Below are 25428 nucleotides of genomic sequence, written 5' to 3'. Positions count from 1 at the left end.
CTCCTATTTAAAAAATGCTGTACCGATTCGAACAAAGGTTGAGCCGAACTGAATCGCTTCTTTAAAATCACGACTCATTCCCATGCTTAGCTCCGTCATCGGCATATTAGGGATTTGTTTTTCTCTAATTTCTGCTTGCAGAGCCTGCGTATCCTTGAAAATTTCTTTCAATTCATCACTGTCTGCCTCAAAAGGAGCCATGGTCATTAAACCAACATACTCAATCTGATCTAACTTAGCCAATTCTGGCAAAAGTTCTAGCAATTCTTCTTTTGAAAACCCATGCTTGCTTTCTTCCCCAGAAATATTGACCTGCAAGAAACACTTGATAACATGATCTGTTCTCTTTTGAATTTCCTGGGCTAACTTTAAGGAGTCTAAAGCATGAAAGTAATCCACATATGGGATTACTTCTTTCACTTTCCGTCTCTGTAGTGTTCCTATTAAATGCCAAGTAACTGGGTAATCTTTCAAGGCCTGATATTTTTCTAAAAATTTATCGACTCGATTTTCACCTATATGACGGACACCAAGCGGAAGCAAGGCTTCCGCTGTTTGTACATCTACATACTTTGTCACTGCGATTACTGAAACAGCATCTAGAGCACGGTTGGCTTCTTGACTAGCATCAGCTATTTGCTGAAAAACTAATTCAGTATTTTTTTTCAAATTCATTGATTAACGATTTTTGAAGAATGGAGGTGTATCCAATTCATCTTCATCTTGTGAAACTGGTGTTTCGAAGCGTTCTACCGGTGAAACAACTGGATCTGTTTGGCGAACAATAGACTCACGACGCAAGTCCCAGTCTCCAAAAGCAGACGCTTGGTTTGTTTCAAAGCGACGTGGGCTTGATTTAGGCAATTCTGCTGTCTCTTCCAAGTCGAATTGACGGTCAAATGTGTGTGCTTGAGGAGCTTTAGTTGATGGACGTCCAACTGGTTGGTTGTTACGAGCTCCAACTACTTTTTCCACGCGCTCTTGACGAACACCTGTCGCTACAACAGTAACACGGATTTCATCCTTCATGCTTTCGTCAATTGATGTTCCAAGCCAGATGTTTACACCTTGGCCAGCTGCTTGGTTGACAATTTCTGAAGCTTCTTCTGCTTCAATCAATGTCAAATCAAGACCACCAGTAACGTTGACGATGACATCCTCTGCACCATCGATAGTTGTTTCAAGAAGTGGAGAGTAAATTGCTTTACGAGCTGCTTCAACAACACGTTCTTCACCACTACCGATACCGATACCCATAAGGGCATTCCCTTTGTTTGCCATTACAGTTTTCACGTCAGCAAAGTCAAGGTTAATCAATCCTGGGTTCGTGATCAAGTCAGTGATCCCTTGAACACCTTGGCGAAGAACGTTATCTGCTTCGCTAAGAGCTTCAAGAAGTGGCGTTTTCTTATCAACAATTTCAAGCAAGTTGTTATTAGAGATAATCAATAAAGTATCAACATGCTCGCGAAGTTCGTTGATTCCTTCTACAGCGTACTGACCACGTTTGCTTCCTTCAAATCCGAAAGGACGTGTCACGACACCAACTGTAAGAGCACCAAGATCTTTAGCGATACGTGCAATAACAGGGGCTGCACCTGTACCAGATCCACCACCCATACCTGCGGTGATAAAGACCATGTCTGCTCCAGTGATAGCTTCCGTCAAAGCTTCTTCACTTTCTTCTGCAGCTTTACGTCCAACTTCCGGACGACCTCCAGCACCCAAACCACGAGTCAATTTTGGACCAAGTTGGATAACTGTTTCTGCTTTCGTACTGCTGAGAGCTTGTACATCAGTGTTGGCTGCGATAAATTCTACACCAGCAACACCTTCGTCAACCATACGGTTGATGGCATTACCACCACCGCCACCGACACCAATTACCTTAATAACTGCGCCTTGAGCTGCTGCTGTATCAAATGAAAATGTCATAATTTCTTATCCTCTTTTATTCATCAAACATGCTTCCGATCAAACCACGGAAACGTTCTGTTAGCTTCGGTTTACTTTGAGAACTTGCTTGGAATTCTTCCTTGGGAGCAACTGGAGCTTCCTGCACAGTTTCAGCTGGAGCTGTTTGTGCTGGACTTGGTTGCGCTACTGGATTCAAACGTTGATTTGGAATGCCAAAGTTGATTGGTTTTTGACGAAGGAATTCATCTCCTTTAACTGCTTTTTGAGCAAGAAGATTGACTTCAGTCAATTTACCAGCAAACTCAGACAAGCTAATCACGTGAGCAAATGCAGGGTTGCGAATTCCAACTTGATTTGGTACATAAAGTTTTACGCGAACACCAAATACTTCTTGGGCTAATTCAACAATTCCTGGTAAAATTGCATTTCCACCGATAAGGACGATACCTCCTGGCAAATCCAACAAGTGTCTTCTTTCCAACTCTTGTTTGATTTGGTCAAAGATATGTTTGATGCGTGCTGAGATAATCTCTGCCAAGTAGCTTTCTGTTACTTCAACAGGTTCTACTTCACCAATTACTTCAACTTGGAAAGTTTCGTTACTTGCAAGTGGAACGTAAGCTTCACCATAGTTCAGTTTCAAACTTTCTGCAATTTTTTGAGATGTTTTCAAGACTTTAGAAATGTCTTTAGTAACGTAATCTCCACCTTCTTGGTAGATGTTAGTGAACTGCAATTCTTGGTTGCGGATAGTCGCTACAGTAGTCTGACCTCCACCCATGTCAATGACAGTTGCACCAAATTCACGTTCGCCTTCATTAAGAACTGAGTTCACAATCGCCAATGGTGAAATAATCACATTATCAACATGAATACCTACACGCTCAACTGTCTTACGAAGATTGTGTAGAATCGTACGAGGACCTGTGTAAAGCAGACCACGCATTTCCAAGCGAACACCCATCATACCACGAGGGTCACGGATCCCTTGGAAACCGTCCACGATGAATTCTTCTGGAATAAAGGTAATCACTTCACGATCAGGAGTCATGCTCTTAGTCAAAGCTGATTTGACAACATTTTCAACATCTTGATCCGTGATTTCTTTGGTATCTGAAGTTACAGGAATCATTCCTTGTGTTGGTTCAACCTGCAAGAGGTTTGCTGGAAGGCCAACGTTAACAGACTTAATAGAAATACCAGCTTTCTCTTCCGCCTGTGTGATTGCGGATTTGATTGCTGAAGCAGCTGCTTCAATATCAACAATAATTCCGTCTTTTACACCTTTACTTTTGGCATTGCTAACACCAATTACATTTACTTCACCATCTCTATGCTCAGCTACTAGCACTTTAATCGAGCTAGTTCCGATATCTAAGCCTGTAAAAAAACCATCTCTAGTCATTACATCGCATCCTCTCTGTCTTCCAAGTTTCTCACTTCTATTTAATAACTATGTTTGGGCATAGCTATTCAAAGAATATTATAACACAAAAAATCCAATCGTGCTTAGTTTTTGATAAAATTCCTGCATGTTTTTTGAGAAAATTCTAGAAAAATTCTTCTTCTAAGAGATTATTTGAAGTTAACGTTCACAATTTCCTTTCTGTTTCTTAAAAATCCAAAAAAGAGAAGATCATTTTAGATCTTCTCTTGAATAAATTCTTCCGATTTTTGTTGTAAAAAATTTTCTACTAATTTCCCTGTTAAGCGAATTGCTATCACGATAACAGTCGAAACAATGAGATAATTTAAGGGCTGGCCAAAACTTCCAACAAGTGGTGGTTTGTTTAAAAATCCATAATCTCCACCTACAACTAAGTTAACAACCCATATCAAGCCATTTAAGGCGAAGGTAATCACCACCACATTCTTCAAATCAAGAAGGGAAGGTTGATAGTTTCTAAACAAGTATAGGAGCGCATTTCCTAAAAGGGCAACATGTCCGATAATGAAGGACAAAATGGTCACGTGTGGAAATGGGTAGGGATCAAAAAGTGGGTAAGCTAGTGCTGCTGTTGCTCCAAAAGTTCCTAAAAGGGCGAAGTATTGTTTGTACTTGGATGTCCCTGGAATCAAGAGCATTACAAACATGGCGATACGGCAATGATAGAAGGGCAAACTTTCTGACAGAGGCATGAGATTTCCCCAATACCAGCTATACAGAACAATCAGTTGAACAGACTGAAGAATCTGAATAAAACGCTGGTAAGCAACTTTGTCGCGAAAGCGATAAGAAGCATAGAAAGTAAGAGCCAATAAACATAACAAACCAATGTACCAGTGAAGTTCAAACTGGGGCGGTTCTGATATCTGTGTGGTAAATAATTTATCCCACAAATTCATATTCTATTCCTCGTTCATCTAGCTAGAGGCAGTAAAAAAAATTCACTCCCCCCAGCTTTTAAATTTTTTGAAAAAACTTGATTCTATGCCATGCATAGAATACTTGAGTCTTAAATTCGCAACCTATTATATCATTTGTATTGCAGAAATGCACCTTGTAGATACCCTTTTTTGATTTGTCAACTTCTCTAGCATAAACTAATCAACATATTGGTCTCTTTGTCCTTTATAAACTTGCCAAATAATCTCCATTTGCTCCTTGGTGATGCGTTTTTCAGATAAGACTGGCAATTGGTCAATGGCAAAAAATTGAAGCTCAGCAATTTCTTGATTCTCTTGAAATTGTCCATCAAGAAGCTTACATTCAAAGACAAACTTTGCATATTGTTTGCTCTGTAGTTGGAAACGATTGGTGTCAAAAACTGCAAGTAACCTTTCAGCTTTTGCTGTAAAGCCGGTTTCTTCTTCAATTTCTTTAAGAATATTTTCGGTTGGAGAATAGCCAACTTCACCAAAACCACCTGGCAAAGCCCAACTATCCTCCCCTTTTCCTCTAACTAAACAGACTTTTTCATCCTCAACAATCCAAGTACGGACGTCCATCAGAGGAGTTGCATAAGCGGACGTTGGTTTCAAGACTTCTGCCACTTCTTCTGCATCGAGGTCTGATACCTGATTCAACATTTCAGATAACAGACTTCGCAAGTCCTCGTAGCGCTCACGGTCGAAAGGATCTTTTGTAAAGGTTAATCCAGTATCCGTAATGGCTAGCATTCTTTGCAGATACTTGGTAAAATCACTTGCATTCATTTTCTAAACTTTCTACCAGCTTGGCTAGATTCATGGAGTTCGATCCTTTGAGCAAAATTTGGTCATTGGCACCGAGTCTTTCCTTAACCTGCTTGACTAGGTCTTCAAATTGGTCCTCGTCAGCTGTTTTCTTGAAGTAGTAAACGTGACCGATTGGGAACATTTGACTGGCAAGTTGAGCCAATTCTGCAATATCTTCTCCATAGAAAATCACGGTATCCAGCACATCTGGTGAGAGGCTCAAAATCATCTGGTTATGGAGCTGAACAGACTGGTCACCAAGTTCCTTCATGTCTGCTAAGACAGCGATTTTCTTGCCCCCTTCATTAGCTGGAATGGCAGAGAATGTCTCCAAAATCAACTTCATAGCAGTTGGATTGGCATTGTATACGTCAGACAGAATATCTGCTCCATTGGCTGCCTTCTTCCACTCAGTACGGTTACGCGTCAATTCCAGATTTTGGAAGGCCTGATGAATTTGCTCCTCTGACACTCCTTCTTGTAGAGCCACATAAGCAGCAATCATAGCATTGGTGGCATTGTACTTACCTGTCACTGGCAAATCGAGGGCTTGTTCCAAAAAATTAGCCTTAAAGGTCAGACTATCCTTGCGCTCAATCAAGTCTGTGACTTCTAACTCAGCTCCTTGCCCAAAACGGACCACTTTTTTATCTGTAGGCAAGTAGTCCTCTACAATCGGGTCAGCTGGTGCCAAAAGCAAAGAATCCGGTGCCATACCATCAGCAATTTGCATCTTCCCTTTAGCAATCTCCGAACGGTCTTTGAAAAAGGCCAAATGGGCTTCTCCAACCAAGGTTACAATGGCTGTCTTAGGATGAGCCAATTCAGACAAGAGGTGGATATCCCCCAAGTGATCCTGCCCCATCTCCAAGACCAACTTTTCTGTTCCTTCAGGCATGTGGAGAACTGTGTAAGGAAGGCCAATCTCGTTATTGTAGTTTCCTTGTGTTTTGTAGGTTTTGTAGGTTGTTGAAAGCAAGTGCGCCAACATATCCTTAGTGGTTGTCTTGCCATTTGAACCCGTAACCGCAAAGACATCAACAGCCGTTTTTTCAAGATAGTCGGCAGCTAGTTGTTGAAAGGCAGTCAACACATCATCTACTAAAATGTAAGGATGATTTGCGACCTCTTTCTCAGACAAGGTTACTGCTGCACCATTTTCAAAAGCTGCTTCGATAAAGTCATGACCATCACGCGCACCTTTGAGTGGCACAAACAAATCACCTGTCCCAATCAAACGACTGTCAAACTCAGCTTTTTCTAACTGAGCATCCGCAAAAAGACTAACATCATTTTTAGCTCCGACAGCTTGGGCAACTTCATGGATTGTTAATTTCATTTCTACTCCTTTAAAAAGGGTTGAAGTCCAAGAACTCTAGTCACCATACAGTGATGGTTCTAACTCCTACCCTCTCTTTCATTTTATAGCAAATGCGCTTCGCGCTTGTCAAAACTTTGCTTAGCAAGATCAACCAAATGCTCAATTAGTTCTGGGTAGCTGATTCCCATATTGTCCCAAAGTAGTGGATACATAGACCACTGGGTAAAACCTGGCATAGTATTCAGCTCGTTTAGGAAAATCTCGCCCCTATCTGTATAGAAGAAATCACAACGAGACAGACCGATGCCACCAATTGCACGGAAGGCTGTTTCTGCATTTCGACGCATGACAGCTACTACATCATCACTAATCTTAGCTGGGATATCCATGGTAATCTTGTTATCGATATACTTGGCATCATAGTCATAAAAGGCAACATCCTTAACCACTTCACCAGGAAGCGTGCTCTTAACATCGTAATTGCCCAAAAGACCAACCTCGATTTCACGAGCATTCACCCCTTGCTCTACCAAGACACGGCTGTCATATTGGAAGGCAAGTTCTAGAGCTTGGCGGAGTTCCTCATGGTTTTCAGACTTAGAAATACCGACACTTGAACCCATGTTTGACGGCTTCGTGAAGACTGGATAAGTCAATTTTTCTTCAACTTCAGTGATTTTAGCAGTCACATCATCCCCTTCGACGATAGCCACATAGGGAACTTGAGCAATCCCTACAGATTCTAACACACGCTTGGTCGTAATTTTATCCATGGCAAGACTGGATGACAAGACATTGCAACCTACATAAGGCATTTTTAAAACTTCCAAGAATCCTTGAACAGAGCCATCCTCTCCCATTGGGCCATGAAGAACTGGAAAGACTACTGCACCTTCTTCGTAGATGGCACTTGGCGCTATTTTCTTGTCCCAGTCAATAGTCGCATTAGTCATGAGACGGTCCTCTTGACCTGGATTCTGGATAAATTCTTGCGTTTTGATAAAGTCACCTGACTGGCTGATAAAGAAAGTCTTGACTGTGAAACGGTCGTAGTTGACCGCACGCATGACACTCTCAGCTGAAAGGACAGAGACTTCACGCTCTGCACTACGCCCACCGTATAAAAGAATAATCGTTTGTTTCATATTGCTTGTCCTAATTCTAATAGAATGCTCGTTCTTTAGTATATCATATTTGCTTCTTTTTTGAAACTTGTATCTAAAAAAGCCCTCATTTGAGAGCTGAAATTTTACCTATCCACCACTTGAGCTTCAAAATGCGCTGGTTTGTCGTCTACATTGGTGATGGTTATTGTGTAGGACTTGTTATTGGTTACATTAAAAACTTTTTCCCCTTTGTAACTGACAACAATTCCATCCCGTACTAAATTAATGTCTTTTTGATTGTTTGGAAGCTCTTCATCATCATTTTCTGAAAGATTTTTTCTAAAAAGTTTTTGTTCTTCAACACCATAAAAAATATCGCTATCCATCTCAAACCAAACTTTTTTACCTGATAATTTAAGCTTATTAGTATCATTTTTTTTCAAGATTAATTCTGAGTAGTATTCTACATCATGTGTCCGAGGATTTACTGTAAAATTAGCCGACTCTCCTGGTTGCAGAGTATACTTACCAAGATTTTGTGCCCATAGATTAAAGAAAAAAATAGCCGCCAAAACTACAACAAGTGTTAAACTACAACCTAAATTCCAATTTGATTTTCTCTTCAAGTTCATTTGTAACTCTCCTTATAGTCATTAATTCCGTCTTGAATCATCTTAGCATCTCCTGGATTATCTCCATAATTTCCATTAATAATGTTCTCTAAATATTTCAAAGGATTCTTATCTGACCATCCCTGAGCCACTCCTGCCCCAACTCTCAAATATGCATCACTCGATTCTAAGTAACCTTTACCAAAATAGACAAAGAGATAATTTCCCAAATAATCAGACTTTATCCCTTGTTTCCACTGGCGTCTCCAGAGTGAGAACGGATAATCTTCTCTGTATGTTCGGTTTTTTAAGTCTAGCGGTTTATTAGAATTAACCAAATCTATAAATGTTCCATTGTCCCCAATCTCATTTCCTATAGCAATCGTATTATCGACTCTTCCATTATCACCAGTGCTTTTCCATTTTCCAACTTATCTAAGATTTCTGGTATTCTTTATGCAAATCCTTAGATTTCTTAGAAGGATCATATTTTGCACTCTCAATCTTCACATCCTTGATCTTCTGCACCCAGCTCATGTCCACACCGTCCGCATAGTAGTTGCCATCACTATTGACGAGGTATGGGGAATTTACACAAATAGATTCCTAGTAATCACTAAAAAAGGAAACTCTGAAAATGAATAGTCCTCACGAAGTATAGAACTAAAAGAAAAAAGGGGAGTGTAAAATTGGTAACTTAAGTTTTACAAAGAAAAGAAGACAAGAATAAAGCTATCAAAGTGAAAAAATAATCATTTTTTCTTCATTTTACTTTTCTAGTTTCCTCTATTCACCTGTCACCTGCGCTTCAAATCTAATGTCTCTGTCTGAAATATTCGTTATTTTTATTTGTTTTGCGTTTGGAATCTCAAATTCCCAAGATTCTTTAGATTGAAGAACTACACCTTTTTCTGATAAATATATACTATTATTTATATCGTTTTCTTTTACTTTTGTTGGGATATTACTTGACGATGAGTAGATTTCGCTAATTTCTTGCTTCAAAACATCATAGTTAGTCCCTAAAAGGTTTCCTTCTCCCTTCTGCCACCATGAGGTTTTCCCAGATAATTCTAATTTCCCACCAGAAATCTTAGATAGATATAATTTTGGAGTAAATTCCTTTTGTTTTGAGGTCGGAACTTTTAAAACTATGGAATCCCCTGGTTTCAAGGTATAACTCGCATTTTTGAAATACAAATAAATATAATAGGAAAACACAATCGCTACAATAGCAACTATTCCAGAACATCCTAGATTCCATTTATTAAATTGTTTTCTTTTATTTTTCACTCGTACTTCTCCCCATTCTTCGTCAGAAACTCAGATTGAGACATATCACTAATCTGCTCCAAGATCCTCTCTTCAAATATCCTTGTCGGTCACATCAACCCAATTTTTGGGGCTAAAGCGACTAGAGTAGATGGAGGTCCAGTTTACCTATCCACCACTTGAGCTTCAAAGTGTGCCGGTTTGTCGTCTACATTGGTGATGGTGATCGTGTAGGGAGTTTCTTCCGTCACCCCAAATACTTCCTTTATCTCCCCTTGAACCACTATACCATCACTTTCTAAATAGATACTTTTACTCTTATCATTTGGTAAGTCTTTGCGCTCGGTTTTGTCTTTTAAAAAAATTAGCTCCGTTATTGTTTGCTTTTCAACATTATAGACTATATTACTGTCTTTCATTCCCCAACCTTTTCGACCGGACAATTTTAACTTCGCATCATCTAATTTTTTAAAATGTAGTTCCGAATTATACTCCAGCTGCTCTGTTTTAGAAAAAACTTTCAATTCAACACTTTGACCTGGTTGCAGAGTGTACTTACCAGCATTTAAAACCACACAAATAAAAACTGCCGCAAACGAACCATACAACAATCCGATGATCATTCTTGAGAGACTGCTTTTAAAGTGCCGTAAAAGTAGAAATAAAGACACAATAAATAACACGGGTGTTAGCATTTTAGTTTTCCTCTCTCATCACTATTAAAATCCAGAAGAACTGTGGCCCTCAATCCCTCCTTAAAAGAGAGTATATTTTCCAACCCAAAAGAAAGCAGACCAAAGCTATCGAATAGTAGAAAATTTTCTGAAGCAAATGATTTAAAACTATCTTTCTCATCTGATTCACAACTGTATATAACTGATTCATCGCATTGTCCGAGCGTTGTTCCCAAACGGTCACTGAAGAACCTGTGTTACTTTCAATCACAGCTTGATTTTCACTTGCTAATTTCAAATATCTCCCAGCATGATACAACCGCTTTTCCCCATTTAACCAACTAATTTCAACACTCTTGTCTCCTTGTAATCGATTATTGTAACTGATGGATACCGCTTGATTCTCAGAAGAAATCTTACTTTCAATTTGATTATAGTCATCCACCACATAGATAAGGCCGATGTTCTTTCCATTTTCTTTTGAGGGCACTAGATGAATATGCTTATCAAGAGCATGCCAATCCTGATTATTTTTATCTTGAATCAATTCAATCATACTGCTTTTAACTTCCATATTAGAAAATGAATAATATTGATAGATTGGCTTAACGATAAACAATACAATGTAAAAAAGAAAAAATAGGGGAAAAAAGGATATACTTACTTTTATTTCTCATTTACTACTCCAAAGTAACTTTTTTACAAAATGTTCTTAAGAACTCTGTCATGGCAACCTTCCTTTATAAAGCTATTACCTCGTCGTTCCGTTTGTTATTCTGTTCTCCATATATCCTTAACTGTCACTTCTCCCCAATTATCTTGGCTAAAACGACTAGAGTAGATAGTGGTCCAGTCTTTAAGGACTTTATTACGGAGTACATTATCTGCTTCCTTGCGAATCTCATCAACAGCCTTTCCGTGTTTTGCAAGAAAGTCCTCTACTTGAGACTGCTGAAAATATCCTGTACTCTCATCATCATAGTACCACATAAACCGTTCTAATTGCTGATTGTTTACATCGTACAAATAATCTACATTTATGGTTGTCTCTGTATCTGGCAGTCTCAAACGCATCTCCAGGTTAACTTTTGTCATACCCTGAAAATTAAAATAAAAATTATAACCTAGAGAATGAATAGTATTTGGTAAGTCTACACTTTTATAATTAATAGCATATCTATACAACTCATCAGAGCCATTGTCCACAATTTTTAAACTTTTTAACTTATAAAAAGCTCGACCTTTCCATAGAAACGTATAATTGTGATAATCACTTTCTTCGTAGTATATTTCATCAAAAATATTGTGAACTCTCTGATATTTATAGTACTGAAAACCAGAGAAAGATAATAATAGAACTATTAGCAACGAAAAAATTGCAAATTTCCTCTTCTTCATCTAATCACCTCATCTCTGTCAACTCTTGATTACCTGTTTCAATATTTCGAATGAAATTATCAATACTTGGGTAATTTTTTTGTAGCTTATCTATGGTATCTTTTTCTAGTAAAATCCCTCAACACACCCCGTTGTTCATACGACATTGTGTTAAGAAAGAAGTTACTTTCTCTGGTAAACTATCCATACAAAGTCTGATACATCTTTTTCATGAAGCCATCAATCTCGCTTTGAACAATCTTTAATAGGCGCTCTTCTTCGGATTGAGAGATGTTCACACTCTCTTTTATATTTTTTTCATTAAATTGAAAGTAGCTGCTAGAAACTATATCAAAGTTCTTATCCAATTCATAGAGTACACTAGTTATTTTACCATCTATCTCTATTCTAAAATAAGCAGTAACCCCATTTCGTCCCGGATTTGAGATATCCAAATTGATGTCTCCCTTTATATCTATGGAGTCAATTCCTCCATCCAAGCGAATAGCTCCATCAGGAGGAACGACATAGCCCGCTTTACGGATGTCAGGTGCATATTTTTCTGATGCCATCAAATGTTGTAAGACAACTATATTATCCCTCTCTTCAAAGGAGGTTTTTAATTGCAAATATTCTTGGTGATTTTGATACTGAAAATAAAGATTCAAGCCAGTAACTAAAACAATTACAGAACCTATCACGATTAGTATTTTTTTAAGTCCCGACATTTTTTTCACCCCCTCTGTCTAAATAATCATAGAAGTCTTGTTCATACAGCATTGCGTTGAGCAAGAAGCTTCTTTCTCTGGGAAACTATCCATACAAGGTTTGATACATCTTTTTCATGAAAGCCACAAGCTCTCTTTGAATAATTTTTAATAGGCGCTCTTCTTCGGATTGAGAGATGTTCACTCTCTCATTTATATTTTTTTCATTTATTTGAAAATAGGCGCTAGAAACTATATCCAAGTTCTTATCCAATTCATATAGTACACTAGTTATTTTACCATCTATCTCTATTTCAAAATAAGCAGTAACCCCCCGTCCACGATACGATATTTTCAAATCGATGTCTCCTTTTATCTCGATGGAAGCAATTCCTCCATCCAAGCGAATAGCTCCATCGGGAGGAATGACATAGCCCGCTTTACGGATGTCAGGCGCATATTTCCCTGATGCCATCAAACGTTGTAAGACGGCTATATTGTCCCTCTCTTCAAAGGAGGTTTTTAATTGCATATGTTCTTGGTGGTTTTGATACTGAAAATAAAGATTCAAACCAGTAGCTAAGGCAATTACAGAACCAATCACGATCAGTATTTTTTTAAGTCCCGACATTTTTCTCACCTCCTCTATCTAAGTAATCATAGAAGTGTTGTTCATAAAGCATTGTGATGAGCAAGAAGCCACTTTCTCTGGTAAATTATCCATACAAAGTCTGATACATCTTTTTCATGAAGTCATCAATCTCGCTTTGAACACTTTTCAACAAGTAATCTTCTTCGGATTGTGAGACAGAAACAATCTCTCTTTTCCCGTTATCATTTTGCTGAGAATAGCTGGAATCAATTAAATTCAGATTTTTATCTAAAATAAAAGTTATATGTGTTTGTTTTTCATTAACCTGTGTGATGAAAAATAACTGAAAATCCTTAGCATCCTCTTTTGGAGGGCTAATTTTCAAATGTAAATCTCCTTCTATTTCTAATGGATAAATAACTCCATCTAATCGAATAGCTCCGTCAGAAGGAATAGTATATCCTGCCTTGCGGATGTCAGACGCATATTTTTCTGATGCCGTCAAGCGATGAAGAACTTCAATTCTTTCATTTTTTTCAAAAGCTTCTTTTAAAGCACTAGATTGTTGGAAATGATTGTAAGTAAAATATAAAGGAATCGCTAATAGGAACAAGGACAATACAATCAACCACTTAAACTGTTTTACTTTATCTAACATTCGCCTTTCCCCTATCAACACTCTCTTTCAAATAGGTGGGATTATATATTCTCACTCGTCTTCCTCGTCGTCATAAATTCGTTCACCATGGATTTTGATGTATTCTTCCCATCCTCTGTGTAATTCATCCCAAAGGGGTTCATCAATCGCCTCCATAACCTCTAGTTCTTCCAAACTAATATCGACTGCTTCGTCGTAGGTCAAATTCAGCAGGTCTGCATGTTTCGTTTTAAATTCTTCAATACTCAGCCATGTTTCTTTGTCGTCTTCGCTGATTTGACCGTCAATGGCAGATGCTACCTCAATCGCCATGATATAGAGCGCTCGCTTATCAACCGTTAGAATATCTAGATGAGTGGAAATAATCCGCAAACAATCACCTTTCTCACGTCCATCGCTTTCATAAGAATTTTCTAGATCCAATGTCAAGTTTTCATATTCAAATGTCTTCCAAGGGTTTATATTTGTATTAAAATTTGCACTCTCCCAACGTTCGTCATTATATTTAAATTTATCCAACCGTAAATTCAAATGTAAATCTTCATCCCAAGCATAGGAAAAATCAAGTGGAATTCCTTTTCGCTCTTTGAACCACATTTTTTGAGCCATTTCTTTAAACTCTTCATAAAAATCAGTCTTGGTGTAATCACCTTTTAAATATAATTTCATTCTTCCTCGTCGTCCAACTCTATCTCTCCATGGATTCGGATATACTCTTCACGTTTTCTATCCAACTCTTCCCAGATGGGATCATCAATAGCGTCGATTATTTGAATTTCTTCTAAGCTCATCTCATTTGCTTCATCAAAAGTCAGAGATAAGATATCTTGGTGCTTTTCCTTGAATTCCTCGATTGTTAGCCATGTTTTCTTATCATCTTCACTAATTTTCCCATCAATCGCAGTCGCAATTTCAAGTGCCATAATATACATAGCTCGTTTATCAACTGTTAATACATCTAGATAATTCGAAGCGATTCTTAGATAAGCACCCTTTTCTCTACCGTCGCTTTCATAACTTCCTTCATAATCCAAATCAATATTTTCATATTTTTGGGAATTGATTGCACTGCCCCCTTTTGCCTTGACATCTTTCCAACGAGAGCCACTTGCTCCCCACTTATCTAACCGTAAAGATAAATAGAAGTCATTTTGCAACATCTCATCATCCCCGACATTTGAGAAACTTATTTTTTTACCATTTCTTTCTTTAAACCACATTTTCCATGCGAGTTCTCTGTAGCCAAATGACACTTTTCTAGTATAATCACCTTTGATATATAGTCTCACTCGTCTTCCTCATCATCATAAACACGTTCGCCATGGATTTTGATATATTCTTCGCGAAGGCGTTCTTCCTCTTCCCATAGAGGATCTCTTACCGGTACCATTGTCTTTAATTCTTCCAAACTGATTTCAACAGCTTCATCATAAGTCAGTGAAAGAACATCCTTGTGATATTCCTTAAATTCTTCTACACTTAGCCAACTTTGCTTGCCGTCTTCGCTAATCTGACCATCAATGGCAGATGCTACTTCAATAGCCATAACGTATAAAGCGCGCTTGTCAACCATTAAAATATCTACATGAGTTGAGGCAATTCTAAGAAACTCCCCTTTTTCGCGGTCGTCGGAAATAAAGGCATGTTCAAATTCAAGTTCAATATCTTCATATTGCAAGGACAACCAAGGATTGCTCGGAATTATAAAAGGAGCCTTATCCCATCTTTCATCAACTGAAGCCCATTTGCGCAACTCTGCTCCGAAATAAAAATCATCTTGCAGCATCTCATCATCCCCGACATTTGAGAAACTTATTTCTTGACCATTTCTTTCTTTAAACCACATTTTCCAAACAAGCTCTCTTGTCGTAAAGGTTATTTTTTGCTTAAAATCACTTTTGATATATATTCTCACTCATCTTCCTCGTCGTCCAACTCTACCTCTCCATGGATTCGGATATACTCCTCACGCTCCCTATCTAATTCTTCCCAGATGGGATCGTCAATAGCATCAATCGTTTGAATTTCTTCCAAACTCATCTCATTTGCTTCCTCAAAGGTTAGAGATAAGATATCTTTATGTTTTTCCTTGAATTCCTCGATTGTTATCCATGTTTTCTTGTCATCTTCGCTAATTTGTCCATTCAAGATTGTAGCAATCTCAATGGCCATGATATAGAACGCTCTTTTATCAAGAGTGAGCAATTCAAGATGGGTAGAAGCCAAACGCAAAAAGTCTCCATTTTCGCGAAAATCAGTTACATAAGCATTCTCAAATTCCAAATTTAGATCTTCATCAATTTGTGAATAAAAACGGTATTTTATCCCTTCTTGTATCGGAACATGCAACCAACGTTCATCACAATCCTGCTTATCTAGTTTTAGATGAATTGCTATATCATTCCTATCTCTGATTTGAAGAAAACCAGAATAGGAGAGTGGGATGCCTTCTCCTTGATAACTTTCAAACCACATTCTCTTCGCTAGTTCTAAATAATCAAATGGAATTTCTTTGGTGTAATCACCTTTAATATATAGTCTCATAAATCTGAGATATCGCCTCCATGTGCTAGTATGTATTCTTTTCGACGATTAGCTTCTTCCTCCCAAAGAGGGTCGTCTACAACATCCATCGTTTGAATTTCTGTCAAACTTAGTTCATTTGCTTCTTCAAAAGTCAGAGATAGAATAGCCTCGTGCTTTTTCCTAAACTCCTCGACTGTTAGCCATGTCTTCTTATTATCCTCGCTAATTTGCCCGTCAATCACCTTTGCAATCTCAAGCGCCATAATATACATAGCCCGTTTATCAACTGTCAAAATTTCTAGATGGGTGGTTAAAATACGGAGATAGTCACCCTTTTCATTATAATCTGTAGCAAATGCATCTTCAAAATTAATTTCAATACATTCTTTAATATGTGAAAAGAGACTTCTTACCCCTTCCTTTAGGGGGACACTAGACCATCTCTTATCAGCAGTGCTTTTCCTCAAGGATAAATTTGAGAAAAAATCTTCTTGTAATGCATCATTGTTCCCAGCATTTGAGTAAGAAATTTGCTCATCTTCTGGAAACCACATTTTGCCAGCTAGTTCCAAATAACCATAAGGTACTCTTTTTGTATAATCGCCTTTTAAGTATAATTTCATTCTTCCTCGTCGTCATAAACTGGCTCGCCATGGATTTTGATGTATTCTTCATTCCTGCGGTCGTCTTCTTCCCAAACTGGGTCTCTCACATCATCCATAAACGGAATTTCTTCCAAACTCAGCTCATTAGCCTCTTCATAACTCATCGAAAGGATATCCTCATGCCGTTTTTTAAATTCCTCCACACTTAACCAGCTCTCTTTATCATCTTCGCTAATCTGACCATCAATAGCAGTCGCAATTTCAATGGCCATAATATACATAGCTCGTTTATCAACAGTGAGAAGGTCAAGGTGCTTAGAAGAAATTCTTAAACATTCACCTTTCTCACGAAAATCCGACATCATTGCATCTTCGTAATCTAGCTGTATATATTCTGACTTATGGGATAAAAAATCATATTTTATCCCTTCCTTAATCTGAACACTTTTCCACCTATCATCATGAGTTTCCTTATCTAATTCTAAATGAATAGAAAGTTTCTCGATTGGTAGTTCTAGAAACCCAGCATACGACAAATCCGGCTCTATTCCATCTTTTTCCTCAAACCACATCCTTTTCGCTAGTTCCATGTAATCAAATGGAATTTCTTTGGTGTAATCACCTTTGATGTATAATCTCACTCATCTTCCTCGTCGTCATAAACACGTTCACCATGGATTTTAATATATTCTTCGCGAAGCCGTTCTTCTTCTTCCCATAGCGGATCTCTTACTGGTATCATTGTCTTTAATTCTTCCAAACTAATTTCAACCGCTTCATCATAAGTCAGTGAAAGAACATCCTTGTGCAACTCCTTAAATGTCTCTACATCCATCCAGGTCTGCTTGTCATCCTCACTGATCTGCCCGTCAATAGCAGAAGCTACCTCGACTGCCATGATATACATAGCACGTTTATCTACGGTTAAAACATCTATATGGGATGTTGCGATACGTAGATAATCTCCACGTTCTCTCCACTCTGTAATGAAAGTTTTTTCAAATTCAAGTGTTATACTCTCATATTCCAAAGACAACCAAGGATTACTAGGAATTATAAAAGGAGCCTTATCCCATCTTTCGTCAACTGAAGACCATTTGTGTAACCGAACACCAAAGTAAAAATCATCCTGTAACATAGCATCATCACCAACATTGGAGAAACTTATTTTCTTGCCATTCCGTTCCTTAAACCACATCTTCCAAACAAGCTCTCTAGTTGTGAAGTCTATTTTTTTCGTAAAATCACTTTTGATATATAGTTTCATATTCCCTCCTAATTTCAGTAATTATTTTGATAAGTTTTCCAAATTCTATTGAAGATTTCTTCTTTAACAGTTTTATTAAGGTTTTTTAAGTTATCATTAGTGTTAATCCAATCCCATATTGAGTTTTTATTGTAAATATTCTTAATGTCAATATGCTCATTCACTCTATACCCCGATTTACCACTTCCAGATTGAACCTGGAAAACTCCATCACCATTAGAACCACTAGTTGGCTCCCAATCTACACGAAGCTTCACTTTTCGATTTCCTACTCGAGCTTCAATTAGTTTACCACCCTTACCAGAAATGGTCTTACTCGTCGGTTTATTGGCCTTCCAGCTATCGTAGTTGCTAGAATAATTAACCTGAATTTCGCCATTTTGTAAGGCTGTCTTTGTGATAGCTGATAAGCTAGTTACTGCTCCACTAGATATCAGTACATTTCCATATTGTACCACTGATACAGATACTGCGGTACCAACTACGAGACTTCCTCCCATGGTTGGTGGACTAGCCATTATACTCAATGTTTCGAGAGCACCACTCGCAAAGTAGACTCCTAAACCAGAGAAAATTTGAGCTACTCCACTCCAAAATTCGACTGAATTTGCTTCAAAGTTTTGGGCTTTTAGTTCATCAAGCTTTTTGTTAATCAAATGAGTATAGTCAGCATCGTATTTCCCATTTTTTAAAACGACATAGCCTTGCTCCAAGGAATGAATTTCAATGATATTCCCTGTCTCATCAATCTTAAGAGTGTGATTGTAGTCGTCAATTATTTTATCCCATTCGGACTTGTCGTGACCTTTTAAGCGCTTCTTTAATTCGGCACGATAGTAGGCATCACCATCTTCCGATAGCATCATATCCCTAGAAGCTTTATTGATGGCACGAGTTTCAGAGTCTTGAAAATCTCTTTTGGCATGCGAAACAATCTTCACATCCTTCATCTTTTGCACCCAGCTCATGTCCAGACCGTCCGCAGAGTAGTTACCATCGCTATCGACAATGACTTTACTTAGTTGCGTAGCTCCTTGAATCGCTAAGCTAAGGACTTCTAGACTATCGCTGAAATACTGGGAAACCTCTGAGACAAAAAATTCTAGTTTTTCAATCTTGTCATCCAAATCCTGAATCCCTGACTCGATTTGAGACTTGGTATTGTAGAGGATGGTCTTCTCAGAGAAGGCTTTCCCCCAATTAAGTGTAAAGAGGTCTTTGATTTGATTTAGCCAGTTCTCCCTCGCTTGAATCTGAGCTTCTACGATAGCTAACTGCTCTTCCCTCAATTTTTTTAGTTCCTTGAGCTGGTCCAGGTCCAAATCTCCATATCCAGAGACCTGAGCATCCGCATTTTTGTAGGAGGTCAACTCTAGCTGGATATCATCTATCGCTGCTTGTAACTTCTTGATGCTGGGGATGATAATCTCTGTAAAGAGACCCTTCCCAGCTGTGTAGGCTGCTCCTGTCAGCTCACCTGAGTCTAAAGAGGAGATTAAGTGGTCACATCCGCTGGATAAGCGGTCCGTGACTTCATTTGCGACCTGGAGATTGTTGGTCATAGCCTGAATCAATTCTTGGGATTCTTGTGCGCTGTATTTTACTCCCATGGTAGCCGATTCCTTTCTGATATCAGTTCTTCTCTAGCTTCATCGAAAGACCGACGAGCCTTCTTCGTTTGTTTTCCCAATTCATCCAGTTCCTCTTCTACATAAGAGTTGACCTGTCGTTGAATGGTTCTATTATCACTTTCGATTTGCTCTATCACCTGACGAGAACTAGGCGAGATAGCTAATAGAGTCGCCATACGATGGTGGATGCTCTGGATTTCTGAGTGAAAGTGAGTTAGCTGCTGTTCATATTGTCTTTTTAGAGTCTGGAGATTTTCTTCCTTATCGTCAATCTTGACAATTTCTCGCCAAAGTTTGTAGCGTTTTTCTTCGTTCTTATCTGCCATTTTTAATGTTCCCACCTCTTAGCCTGCTCTACGTCGCGTTTTTCAATCTTATGAGCAATTTCTGGAAACTTATTTGCTTGGGTCAAAACAGCCGAGCTGAAATCACTGACCGCCTGAAGCATTTGATTGCAGGCCTGACGTCCCGCTTCCATCCCTGCGATTTCAGAAGTATATGAAAATTCTACTTGCTGATTTTGCTTCTTGCTCGTGTCATACCCAACCAATTCATTAATAGCTGCCTCTGCTGCTATCGTGCTAGATTTTATCTTTCCACCCATACTTCAAACTCCCTTTATTCATTGTATATTGACCATATCATAACACAAAAATAGTACGATTTCAAAACAAATCCTAAGGGCAAATGCGCTCATCTCCTTAGAGTAAACTCTATCGCTCAGTGAATGAGTTTGACAAAGACGGTACTAGTCATTTTGGAGACCCGTTTTCTGATGCCTTATAGTTTGAGTAGTCTTATTCACCTCTCGTGAGAAACAGAAAAAGACAAGCCCTAGAAAAATTCCTAGGGCTCGTCTTATGTGTCAAAATGAGCTACGTTTTAACTGACTCCTACAACTCTGTCCGATTTTCAATGGCTCGTAAGAGTGTGACTTCGTCCGCATACTCGATATCTGCTCCCACGGCTAGTCCTCGTGCTAGGCGAGTGACCTTGATACCAGCTGGCTTGAGGAGACGAGAGAGATACATCGATGTCGCTTCTCCATCCGCTGTCGCATTGGTTGCTACGATCACCTCTGAAACCTCACTATCCATGAGACGGGTCATGAGACTCTTGAGGTTGATATCGTCTGGGCTGATGCCATTCATAGGAGAAATAAGGCCGTGCAAGACATGATAGAGTCCATGGTATTCTTGGATATTTTCCATAGCAGCCACATCGCGACTATCCTCTAGCACCAAGATCGTTGTTTGGTCTCGAGTCGGGTCCGTACAGATAGAGCAGGGATCATCATCAGTCAAGCGACCACAGATGGAACAATAGGTCAATTCCCGCTTAGCAGACAGGAGATTTTTCGCAAATTCATTGACATCGTCATCAGACATTCCAATGGTATAGAAGGCTAGGCGGGTAGCCGTTTTGATTCCGATACCTGGTAACTTTGAATAGCTATCAATCAGCTTGGCAATAGGTGTTGGATACAGCATATGTTCCTTTCTAATTCATTGGATGGTGTTGGTGATAAAGATTGATAATGTCGCGCGCAATAGAAGGTCCAACACCGTTTGTAAGGTTGGTGTTATGAGGAAAGACGACTGCGACCGCAATTTGAGGATTTTCGGTCGGTGCATAGGCGACTGCGTTGGTATTATTGGCTTTTTGACCACCATTAACGTAACTTTCGGCAGTACCCGTTTTCCCGCTGATGGAAACGGCTGCGCCATTTGAAAAGGCACGACCAGTTGTCAGAGCACTCGTTCCATGCGAAACTTGATAGAAACCTTGCTGCAAGATAGCCATATCTGATTCTGAGATATTGACCTTGTTCAGTTCCTTAGTGGCTGTTTCTTGAACCAGACTACCTAAGCCACCTTGGTCATTGTTTCCATAAATCCCTTCAACGATGTGCGGAGCCAAACGTACGCCATTGTTTGCAATGGTTGCGACATACTGGGCTAACTGCATCGGTGTGTAGTTATCAAACTGACCAAAGGAATTATTGATATAGTTCCCCAAATCAAATTCTTTTGGCGTAAATCCTGTAGATTCATCTGGGAGGTCAATCCCTGTTGAAGCTCCGAGTCCATATTCCCCAAAGGTTGACCTCAATTTGCCCATTGCAGTCTCTAACTGTCCCGTTGCGGCCACCATGTTTGGTGTGTAGGTCTGTCCCATGATTCCTAGAGCAGTTTGAACCATGTAAGTATTAGAAGAGTACTCTAGAGCCTCAACTGCTGTGATAGGGAAAGAGCCATAGGACAAGGTGTACCATGAATTGATAGGGGCCGAACCTTGGAAGACAATCGGTTGGTCTGTCAAGGTTTGATTGCCTGACAAGACTCCATTTTCCCAACCAGAGCTGATGGTCGCTGCCTTAACAACAGATCCTGGCACAAAGACGTTGGTTATCGTTCCAAGCGAATCTAAACTTAATTTACCGGATTCGACATCATGCTTGACACCTGACATGGCCAGAACTGCACCGGTTTTAGGATTGAGAGCTACAGCGTAGACTCCCTCCGAATACTTAGCTCCACCATTACCCAACTCTGAGTTAAAGTAGCTCTTAAGTAGGTCATCCACTTCATTTTGGAAAGCTAGGTCAATCGTCAACTTGATATTGTTCCCTTTGCTTCCTTCTTCAACATTTTCCACACTTTCCATATTTCCGTGTTTGTCGAGGTGGATTTCCTTGACGGAGCGTTTTCCTTGAAGAACATCTTCATATTGCTTTTCAAGATAGGAAGTTCCCACTCGGTCATTGAGAGAATAGCCTTTTTTGAGATAAGCATCAACTTCCTCAGCTGGAAGTCCTGACTTTTCATTTGAAACGCTACCGACGATCGTCGATAAAGAAGTGTCCAGTACTTCACGATCCCATGAGGTTGAAATGCTGATACCTGGTAATTCCTTGGACGCTGATGCAACGAGAGCAACTTGGGTATCATCTAAGCCATCAGTAGAAATGGTGCTCGTTGCAAAATTTTCAACAGCATTGAGCTGACTAAAGAGATAGATTTCCTTTTTCTGGTCATCTGTATAATTAAGTTGACTCACGTCAATGCTTTCAACCGCATTATTGTAAAGTGTCGCTTCCGATAAGCGGTTCCCATCTGAATCCAGGCGTTTATCGCTTGGCAAGGATTCGACTGTTTTTTTGTAAATATCCTGGTCCGCCAAGTAATAGTCTGCAATCTGTCGATCAGTCAGATCAGGGGAGGTTACATTTACATATGTAAGGAGTTTCTTGGCTGTCTCCTTCAATTCAGCTGCCGTCATTTTATTGTTTCGTGTGAAAGAAACAACCTGCTTGACAGTGTTTTCTACCAAGGGTTTCCCTGCCGCATCATAGATCTGTCCACGAGCTGAACTGGTTGTTACCCTTGTTTGGCTGGCTGAGGCCAATTTTGTTTCATAAAAATCCTTATTGAGCACCTGCATGTATAACAATCGACCAATAATGGCCATAAAGAGCAGAATGACAATCGCAAATAATAAATTAAGCCGAATCGGAATCGAATGGCTATTAAATTTTCTCATACAACTAAGACTCTTTTCTAGAAAAATTCCCGATTTCCACCTTTATTTTCCCTAAAATAATAGAGCAAACAGGTAAAGCTCAGTACATTTCATTGTACCATATTTTACGGAGAAACTCTTGGAAAAGTCGAAGCATTTTTTGACTTTCAACTGAAAATGCCTTTTTATTTGGTTATCCTATTTTCTATGATATAATGATAGTAATAGTTAGGAAAGCGTTAACTTTTAAGACTTTGACTCATAAAAAGGAGCCTCATGAACAAGCCAGATATCGCAACCATAATCGACCTCCATTTTGAAGAATTAACCGAGCTCGAGCAAGAAATCGCTCGCTATTTTTTACAAGCTGAAACGATCCAAGATGATCTCTCTTCTCAGCAAGTTACCCAGAAATTACATATCTCCCAAGCAGCCTTGACCCGCTTTGCCAAAAAGTGTGGTTTTACAGGCTACCGAGAGTTCGTCTTTCAATACCAGCATCAGGCTAGTAAACCGGACACTCATTCGCACAAACACAGTCCTTTGACCAAACGTGTTTTACGAAGCTACAGTATCATGCGAGAACAAACACAGGATTTGATTGACGAAGAACAACTGGAACGCGTCGCCCAATTAATCGATGACGCAGAACGAGTTTACTTTTTTGGGACGGGAAGTTCTGGTCTGATTGCCCGTGAGATGAAACTGCGCTTTATGCGTCTAGGTGTTGTCTGTGAAGCTTTGACCGATCAGGATGGCTTTGCTTGGACGACTAGTATCATGGATGAAAATTGTCTGGTACTTGGTTTTTCCCTATCAGGCACTACCCAATCCGTCCTCGATAGTTTGTTGGATGCCAAGGAAATGGGTGCCAAGACCATTCTCTTTACCAGCGCCCCAAATAAAAATAGTCAGGCCTATACCGAAACAGTCCTTGTGGCAAGCCATAGTCAATCTTCTTACATCCAGCGTATTTCCGCTCAACTCCCTATGCTCATTTTAATAGATTTGATTTATGCCTACTTTTTAGAAATCAATCGCGAGAGCAAAGAAAAAATCTTTAACAGCTATTGGGAAAATAAAAAGCTCAACGGCTATCGTAGACAAAAACGCGTTAGAAAATCCTAGTTTGGTTGAACCAAACTAGGATTGTTTTGTTTTGAAAAGATAATAGGCACCCAACATCCCTGCGGTATTTTGGTGATGGGCAAATTCTAATCGTAAAATAAAACGAGCTATTCTTCAGAAGTACCTTCTATAATATCATAGTTTAATGCAAAGTGTAGCGATGTAGTCATTTCCATACCGTGATAATCGATGTCTTTTGTCACACGATTCATAAAAATCGATCATAGCGAGGCCGTTTTTTAGTTGTCCTCTAATCTGACTTTCTAAGGTATGGCTAAATTCATATCCATATTCTGGATTGATGGTGATTTTGCCTTCCTCTTCAAGCTCTCTTGAATTAAAAGGTAGTGAAAACTTTAACTGTAATTCCTCATCAGGTTTGTCCCATACAGTGTCAGCATCATACATGTAGATCCAAGGATTCATAAATCCGACCATTAACAAACCGCCCTTTTTCAATACGCGAGAGGCTTCTTTATACATGTTTTCTAAATCTTCTATATATACATTTGAAACTGGATTAAAAATAATATCAAAAGTTTCATTTTCAAATGGAAATGGTTTTGTCATATCGCCTTGAACGGTATTGATTTTTAAGCCTTCTCGTTTTGCAACCATCTCATCTCTTTCTAATTGCGATTTAGAAAAATCCATGATGGTGACATCATAACCTTTTGCAGCAAAAACCGGACCCTGCTGGCCACCACCACAAGCTAAACCTAATATCTTTTTTCCCTTGGCTTTTTCAAACCATTCTGTCGGAACTTTTTTCCCCACAGTTAAGGCGACAGAAATTGGATGCTTTCTAGCTTCTTCTAATTCTTCATGTGTCAATGGCTCAGTATAGTCGTTTTTTACATTATTCCATCTATCTTCATTTAATTTTATATAATTACTCATCTTACAATCTCCTCGTAATTTTATATGATTTCGACTTCAGGTGAATAGGTTGCCATTACATTTTTCTCACCTCTACAAATTCTAATTTGTCAATTTTTCGTCCATCTCATTATATCATTTTTCCACATTTTCCCATTTAGTCAAGCTAAATATCAATTAAATGGATGATAGAATTGCTCTCGCCTTGTAGTTCATCATCTCGCATTAACCTTTCATACAAGGCGGTTATTTTCTCCTAGTTTCTCACGATTACCTCCTTTGGCTCAAATTTTTCAATAAAAAAAGAATTAAGCAAAACAGTTTTCACTCAAATAGTGATTCAGTGTTTTTCTTAATTCTATAGTTCCAAACTAGGATTGTTTTGTTTTGATACTCTTCGAAAATCAAATTCAAACCACGTCAGCTTCACCTTGCCGTACTCAAGTACTGCCTACGGC

The 25428-nt window shown here is 39.0% G+C and carries 30 protein-coding genes; 1 reads left to right on the top strand and 29 read right to left on the bottom strand.

Going from position 1 to position 25428, the window contains the following annotated elements; genetic code table 11:
* Positions 1 to 3: 3 nt before the first annotated feature.
* From O3652_RS06125 to pbp2b, 28 genes are all read right to left on the bottom strand, one after another.
* The gene (locus O3652_RS06125; RefSeq protein WP_001049616.1) at positions 4 to 675 is read right to left on the bottom strand and encodes a YggS family pyridoxal phosphate-dependent enzyme; all 672 of its coding nucleotides are present in this window, start codon (positions 673 to 675) and stop codon (positions 4 to 6) included.
* Positions 676 to 678: 3 nt separating this feature from the next.
* Complete coding sequence (ftsZ, locus tag O3652_RS06120) at positions 679 to 1935, bottom strand: cell division protein FtsZ (protein WP_000144261.1); 1257 nt, start codon at positions 1933 to 1935, stop codon at positions 679 to 681.
* A 16-nt stretch (positions 1936 to 1951) separates the two neighbouring features.
* Positions 1952 to 3322 carry a cell division protein FtsA gene (gene ftsA, locus O3652_RS06115; RefSeq protein ID WP_000196346.1) on the bottom strand — a complete coding sequence of 457 codons (1371 nt, stop codon included), beginning with the start codon at positions 3320 to 3322 and terminating at the stop codon, positions 1952 to 1954.
* A 236-nt stretch (positions 3323 to 3558) separates the two neighbouring features.
* Positions 3559 to 4263: a TIGR02206 family membrane protein gene (locus O3652_RS06110; RefSeq protein ID WP_001055269.1), complete on the bottom strand. Its 705-nt coding sequence runs from the start codon at positions 4261 to 4263 to the stop codon at positions 3559 to 3561.
* Positions 4264 to 4461: 198 nt separating this feature from the next.
* Complete coding sequence (locus tag O3652_RS06105) at positions 4462 to 5073, bottom strand: NUDIX hydrolase N-terminal domain-containing protein (RefSeq protein ID WP_125413016.1); 612 nt, start codon at positions 5071 to 5073, stop codon at positions 4462 to 4464.
* Positions 5060 to 6433, bottom strand: a complete 1374-nt coding sequence (gene murF, locus O3652_RS06100) for a UDP-N-acetylmuramoyl-tripeptide--D-alanyl-D-alanine ligase (protein WP_125413015.1) — start codon at positions 6431 to 6433, stop codon at positions 5060 to 5062. The genes O3652_RS06105 and murF overlap by 14 nt, the downstream gene beginning before the upstream one ends.
* Before the next feature lie 83 nt (positions 6434 to 6516).
* Entirely contained in the window at positions 6517 to 7560 is a 1044-nt protein-coding gene (locus tag O3652_RS06095; protein WP_125413010.1) for a D-alanine--D-alanine ligase, read from the bottom strand.
* 104 nt (positions 7561 to 7664) lie between these two features.
* On the bottom strand, positions 7665 to 8153 hold the full coding sequence (locus O3652_RS06090) for a hypothetical protein (protein ID WP_084943010.1): 489 nt from the start codon (positions 8151 to 8153) through the stop codon (positions 7665 to 7667).
* Positions 8150 to 8470: a polymorphic toxin type 44 domain-containing protein gene (locus O3652_RS06085; RefSeq protein ID WP_185755862.1), complete on the bottom strand. Its 321-nt coding sequence runs from the start codon at positions 8468 to 8470 to the stop codon at positions 8150 to 8152. Before O3652_RS06085 ends, O3652_RS06090 begins: the two co-directional genes overlap by 4 nt.
* A gap of 448 nt (positions 8471 to 8918) precedes the next feature.
* On the bottom strand, positions 8919 to 9425 hold the full coding sequence (locus O3652_RS06080) for a hypothetical protein (RefSeq protein ID WP_125413006.1): 507 nt from the start codon (positions 9423 to 9425) through the stop codon (positions 8919 to 8921).
* Between the two features lie 143 nt (positions 9426 to 9568).
* A complete protein-coding gene (locus O3652_RS06075) occupies positions 9569 to 10099 on the bottom strand; it encodes a hypothetical protein (protein WP_000957421.1) in 531 nt (176 codons plus the stop codon).
* A gap of 49 nt (positions 10100 to 10148) precedes the next feature.
* Positions 10149 to 10634, bottom strand: coding sequence for a hypothetical protein (locus tag O3652_RS06070; protein ID WP_260471499.1), 486 nt, complete (start codon positions 10632 to 10634; stop codon positions 10149 to 10151).
* Positions 10635 to 10849: 215 nt separating this feature from the next.
* Complete coding sequence (locus O3652_RS06065; protein ID WP_000746266.1) at positions 10850 to 11476, bottom strand: TipC family immunity protein; 627 nt, start codon at positions 11474 to 11476, stop codon at positions 10850 to 10852.
* A gap of 179 nt (positions 11477 to 11655) precedes the next feature.
* A complete protein-coding gene (locus O3652_RS06060; protein ID WP_125413004.1) occupies positions 11656 to 12183 on the bottom strand; it encodes a thiol-disulfide isomerase in 528 nt (175 codons plus the stop codon).
* An 85-nt stretch (positions 12184 to 12268) separates the two neighbouring features.
* On the bottom strand, positions 12269 to 12793 hold the full coding sequence (locus O3652_RS06055) for a thiol-disulfide isomerase (protein WP_125413002.1): 525 nt from the start codon (positions 12791 to 12793) through the stop codon (positions 12269 to 12271).
* Positions 12794 to 12878: 85 nt separating this feature from the next.
* Entirely contained in the window at positions 12879 to 13412 is a 534-nt protein-coding gene (locus O3652_RS06050) for a thiol-disulfide isomerase (protein ID WP_125413000.1), read from the bottom strand.
* Between the two features lie 51 nt (positions 13413 to 13463).
* Entirely contained in the window at positions 13464 to 14081 is a 618-nt protein-coding gene (locus O3652_RS06045; protein WP_070568396.1) for a hypothetical protein, read from the bottom strand.
* A complete protein-coding gene (locus O3652_RS06040; RefSeq protein ID WP_070568393.1) occupies positions 14078 to 14701 on the bottom strand; it encodes a hypothetical protein in 624 nt (207 codons plus the stop codon). Before O3652_RS06040 ends, O3652_RS06045 begins: the two co-directional genes overlap by 4 nt.
* Positions 14698 to 15327, bottom strand: coding sequence for a hypothetical protein (locus O3652_RS06035; RefSeq protein ID WP_125412996.1), 630 nt, complete (start codon positions 15325 to 15327; stop codon positions 14698 to 14700). Before O3652_RS06035 ends, O3652_RS06040 begins: the two co-directional genes overlap by 4 nt.
* Positions 15324 to 15956 (bottom strand): hypothetical protein, encoded by a 633-nt coding sequence (locus O3652_RS06030; RefSeq protein WP_070568386.1) that lies wholly within the window; start codon positions 15954 to 15956, stop codon positions 15324 to 15326. The genes O3652_RS06035 and O3652_RS06030 overlap by 4 nt, the downstream gene beginning before the upstream one ends.
* Positions 15953 to 16561, bottom strand: a complete 609-nt coding sequence (locus O3652_RS06025) for a hypothetical protein (RefSeq protein ID WP_000780963.1) — start codon at positions 16559 to 16561, stop codon at positions 15953 to 15955. Before O3652_RS06025 ends, O3652_RS06030 begins: the two co-directional genes overlap by 4 nt.
* A complete protein-coding gene (locus O3652_RS06020; RefSeq protein WP_070568383.1) occupies positions 16558 to 17184 on the bottom strand; it encodes a hypothetical protein in 627 nt (208 codons plus the stop codon). The genes O3652_RS06025 and O3652_RS06020 overlap by 4 nt, the downstream gene beginning before the upstream one ends.
* The gene (locus O3652_RS06015; protein ID WP_125412992.1) at positions 17181 to 17810 is read right to left on the bottom strand and encodes a hypothetical protein; all 630 of its coding nucleotides are present in this window, start codon (positions 17808 to 17810) and stop codon (positions 17181 to 17183) included. The genes O3652_RS06020 and O3652_RS06015 overlap by 4 nt, the downstream gene beginning before the upstream one ends.
* A gap of 14 nt (positions 17811 to 17824) precedes the next feature.
* Entirely contained in the window at positions 17825 to 19420 is a 1596-nt protein-coding gene (locus tag O3652_RS06010) for a virulence protein (RefSeq protein WP_125412990.1), read from the bottom strand.
* Entirely contained in the window at positions 19411 to 19782 is a 372-nt protein-coding gene (locus O3652_RS06005) for a hypothetical protein (RefSeq protein ID WP_260471498.1), read from the bottom strand. The genes O3652_RS06010 and O3652_RS06005 overlap by 10 nt, the downstream gene beginning before the upstream one ends.
* The gene (locus O3652_RS06000) at positions 19770 to 20045 is read right to left on the bottom strand and encodes a hypothetical protein (RefSeq protein ID WP_000509002.1); all 276 of its coding nucleotides are present in this window, start codon (positions 20043 to 20045) and stop codon (positions 19770 to 19772) included. Before O3652_RS06000 ends, O3652_RS06005 begins: the two co-directional genes overlap by 13 nt.
* A 289-nt stretch (positions 20046 to 20334) precedes the next feature.
* Positions 20335 to 20931 carry a recombination mediator RecR gene (gene recR, locus O3652_RS05995; RefSeq protein WP_000966754.1) on the bottom strand — a complete coding sequence of 199 codons (597 nt, stop codon included), beginning with the start codon at positions 20929 to 20931 and terminating at the stop codon, positions 20335 to 20337.
* A gap of 10 nt (positions 20932 to 20941) precedes the next feature.
* Positions 20942 to 22984, bottom strand: coding sequence for a penicillin-binding protein PBP2B (gene pbp2b / locus O3652_RS05990; protein ID WP_125412988.1), 2043 nt, complete (start codon positions 22982 to 22984; stop codon positions 20942 to 20944).
* Positions 22985 to 23239: 255 nt separating this feature from the next.
* On the opposite strand from pbp2b, the gene O3652_RS05985 reads away from it, so the two are divergent.
* A complete protein-coding gene (locus tag O3652_RS05985; protein ID WP_049505654.1) occupies positions 23240 to 24091 on the top strand; it encodes a MurR/RpiR family transcriptional regulator in 852 nt (283 codons plus the stop codon).
* A gap of 135 nt (positions 24092 to 24226) precedes the next feature.
* On the opposite strand, the gene O3652_RS05980 is transcribed toward O3652_RS05985, so the two are convergent.
* Positions 24227 to 24991 carry a class I SAM-dependent methyltransferase gene (locus O3652_RS05980; RefSeq protein WP_125412978.1) on the bottom strand — a complete coding sequence of 255 codons (765 nt, stop codon included), beginning with the start codon at positions 24989 to 24991 and terminating at the stop codon, positions 24227 to 24229.
* Between the last annotated feature and the right edge of the window lie 437 nt (positions 24992 to 25428).

The sequence above is a fragment of the Streptococcus sp. 27098_8_23 genome, assembly GCF_041432195.1.
In the GTDB taxonomy this organism is placed as follows: domain Bacteria; phylum Bacillota; class Bacilli; order Lactobacillales; family Streptococcaceae; genus Streptococcus.
The sequence above is the reverse complement of the archived record's forward strand: the minus strand, read 5'-3'. Positions and strand labels throughout refer to the sequence as shown.

What these genes read in the sequence shown, in the direction of transcription:
- O3652_RS06055 (WP_125413002.1), bottom strand. Translation starts at nt 12,793, where the DNA reads ATGTCGGGACTTAAAAAAATACTGATCGTGATTGGTTCTGTAATTGCC.
- O3652_RS06090 (WP_084943010.1), bottom strand. Translation starts at nt 8,153, where the DNA reads ATGAACTTGAAGAGAAAATCAAATTGGAATTTAGGTTGTAGTTTAACA.
- recR (WP_000966754.1), bottom strand. Translation starts at nt 20,931, where the DNA reads ATGCTGTATCCAACACCTATTGCCAAGCTGATTGATAGCTATTCAAAG.
- O3652_RS06105 (WP_125413016.1), bottom strand. Translation starts at nt 5,073, where the DNA reads ATGAATGCAAGTGATTTTACCAAGTATCTGCAAAGAATGCTAGCCATT.
- pbp2b (WP_125412988.1), bottom strand. Translation starts at nt 22,984, where the DNA reads ATGAGAAAATTTAATAGCCATTCGATTCCGATTCGGCTTAATTTATTA.
- O3652_RS06050 (WP_125413000.1), bottom strand. Translation starts at nt 13,412, where the DNA reads ATGTTAGATAAAGTAAAACAGTTTAAGTGGTTGATTGTATTGTCCTTG.
- O3652_RS05985 (WP_049505654.1), top strand. Translation starts at nt 23,240, where the DNA reads ATGAACAAGCCAGATATCGCAACCATAATCGACCTCCATTTTGAAGAA.
- murF (WP_125413015.1), bottom strand. Translation starts at nt 6,433, where the DNA reads ATGAAATTAACAATCCATGAAGTTGCCCAAGCTGTCGGAGCTAAAAAT.
- ftsA (WP_000196346.1), bottom strand. Translation starts at nt 3,322, where the DNA reads ATGACTAGAGATGGTTTTTTTACAGGCTTAGATATCGGAACTAGCTCG.
- O3652_RS06045 (WP_070568396.1), bottom strand. Translation starts at nt 14,081, where the DNA reads ATGAAATTATATTTAAAAGGTGATTACACCAAGACTGATTTTTATGAA.
- O3652_RS06095 (WP_125413010.1), bottom strand. Translation starts at nt 7,560, where the DNA reads ATGAAACAAACGATTATTCTTTTATACGGTGGGCGTAGTGCAGAGCGT.
- O3652_RS06110 (WP_001055269.1), bottom strand. Translation starts at nt 4,263, where the DNA reads ATGAATTTGTGGGATAAATTATTTACCACACAGATATCAGAACCGCCC.
- O3652_RS06125 (WP_001049616.1), bottom strand. Translation starts at nt 675, where the DNA reads ATGAATTTGAAAAAAAATACTGAATTAGTTTTTCAGCAAATAGCTGAT.
- O3652_RS05980 (WP_125412978.1), bottom strand. Translation starts at nt 24,991, where the DNA reads ATGAGTAATTATATAAAATTAAATGAAGATAGATGGAATAATGTAAAA.
- O3652_RS06065 (WP_000746266.1), bottom strand. Translation starts at nt 11,476, where the DNA reads ATGAAGAAGAGGAAATTTGCAATTTTTTCGTTGCTAATAGTTCTATTA.
- O3652_RS06030 (WP_070568386.1), bottom strand. Translation starts at nt 15,956, where the DNA reads ATGAGACTATATATTAAAGGTGATTACACCAAAGAAATTCCATTTGAT.
- O3652_RS06000 (WP_000509002.1), bottom strand. Translation starts at nt 20,045, where the DNA reads ATGGGTGGAAAGATAAAATCTAGCACGATAGCAGCAGAGGCAGCTATT.
- ftsZ (WP_000144261.1), bottom strand. Translation starts at nt 1,935, where the DNA reads ATGACATTTTCATTTGATACAGCAGCAGCTCAAGGCGCAGTTATTAAG.
- O3652_RS06060 (WP_125413004.1), bottom strand. Translation starts at nt 12,183, where the DNA reads ATGTCGGGACTTAAAAAAATACTAATCGTGATAGGTTCTGTAATTGTT.
- O3652_RS06070 (WP_260471499.1), bottom strand. Translation starts at nt 10,634, where the DNA reads ATGATTGAATTGATTCAAGATAAAAATAATCAGGATTGGCATGCTCTT.
- O3652_RS06015 (WP_125412992.1), bottom strand. Translation starts at nt 17,810, where the DNA reads ATGAAACTATATATCAAAAGTGATTTTACGAAAAAAATAGACTTCACA.
- O3652_RS06025 (WP_000780963.1), bottom strand. Translation starts at nt 16,561, where the DNA reads ATGAAATTATACTTAAAAGGCGATTATACAAAAAGAGTACCTTATGGT.
- O3652_RS06010 (WP_125412990.1), bottom strand. Translation starts at nt 19,420, where the DNA reads ATGGGAGTAAAATACAGCGCACAAGAATCCCAAGAATTGATTCAGGCT.
- O3652_RS06075 (WP_000957421.1), bottom strand. Translation starts at nt 10,099, where the DNA reads ATGCTAACACCCGTGTTATTTATTGTGTCTTTATTTCTACTTTTACGG.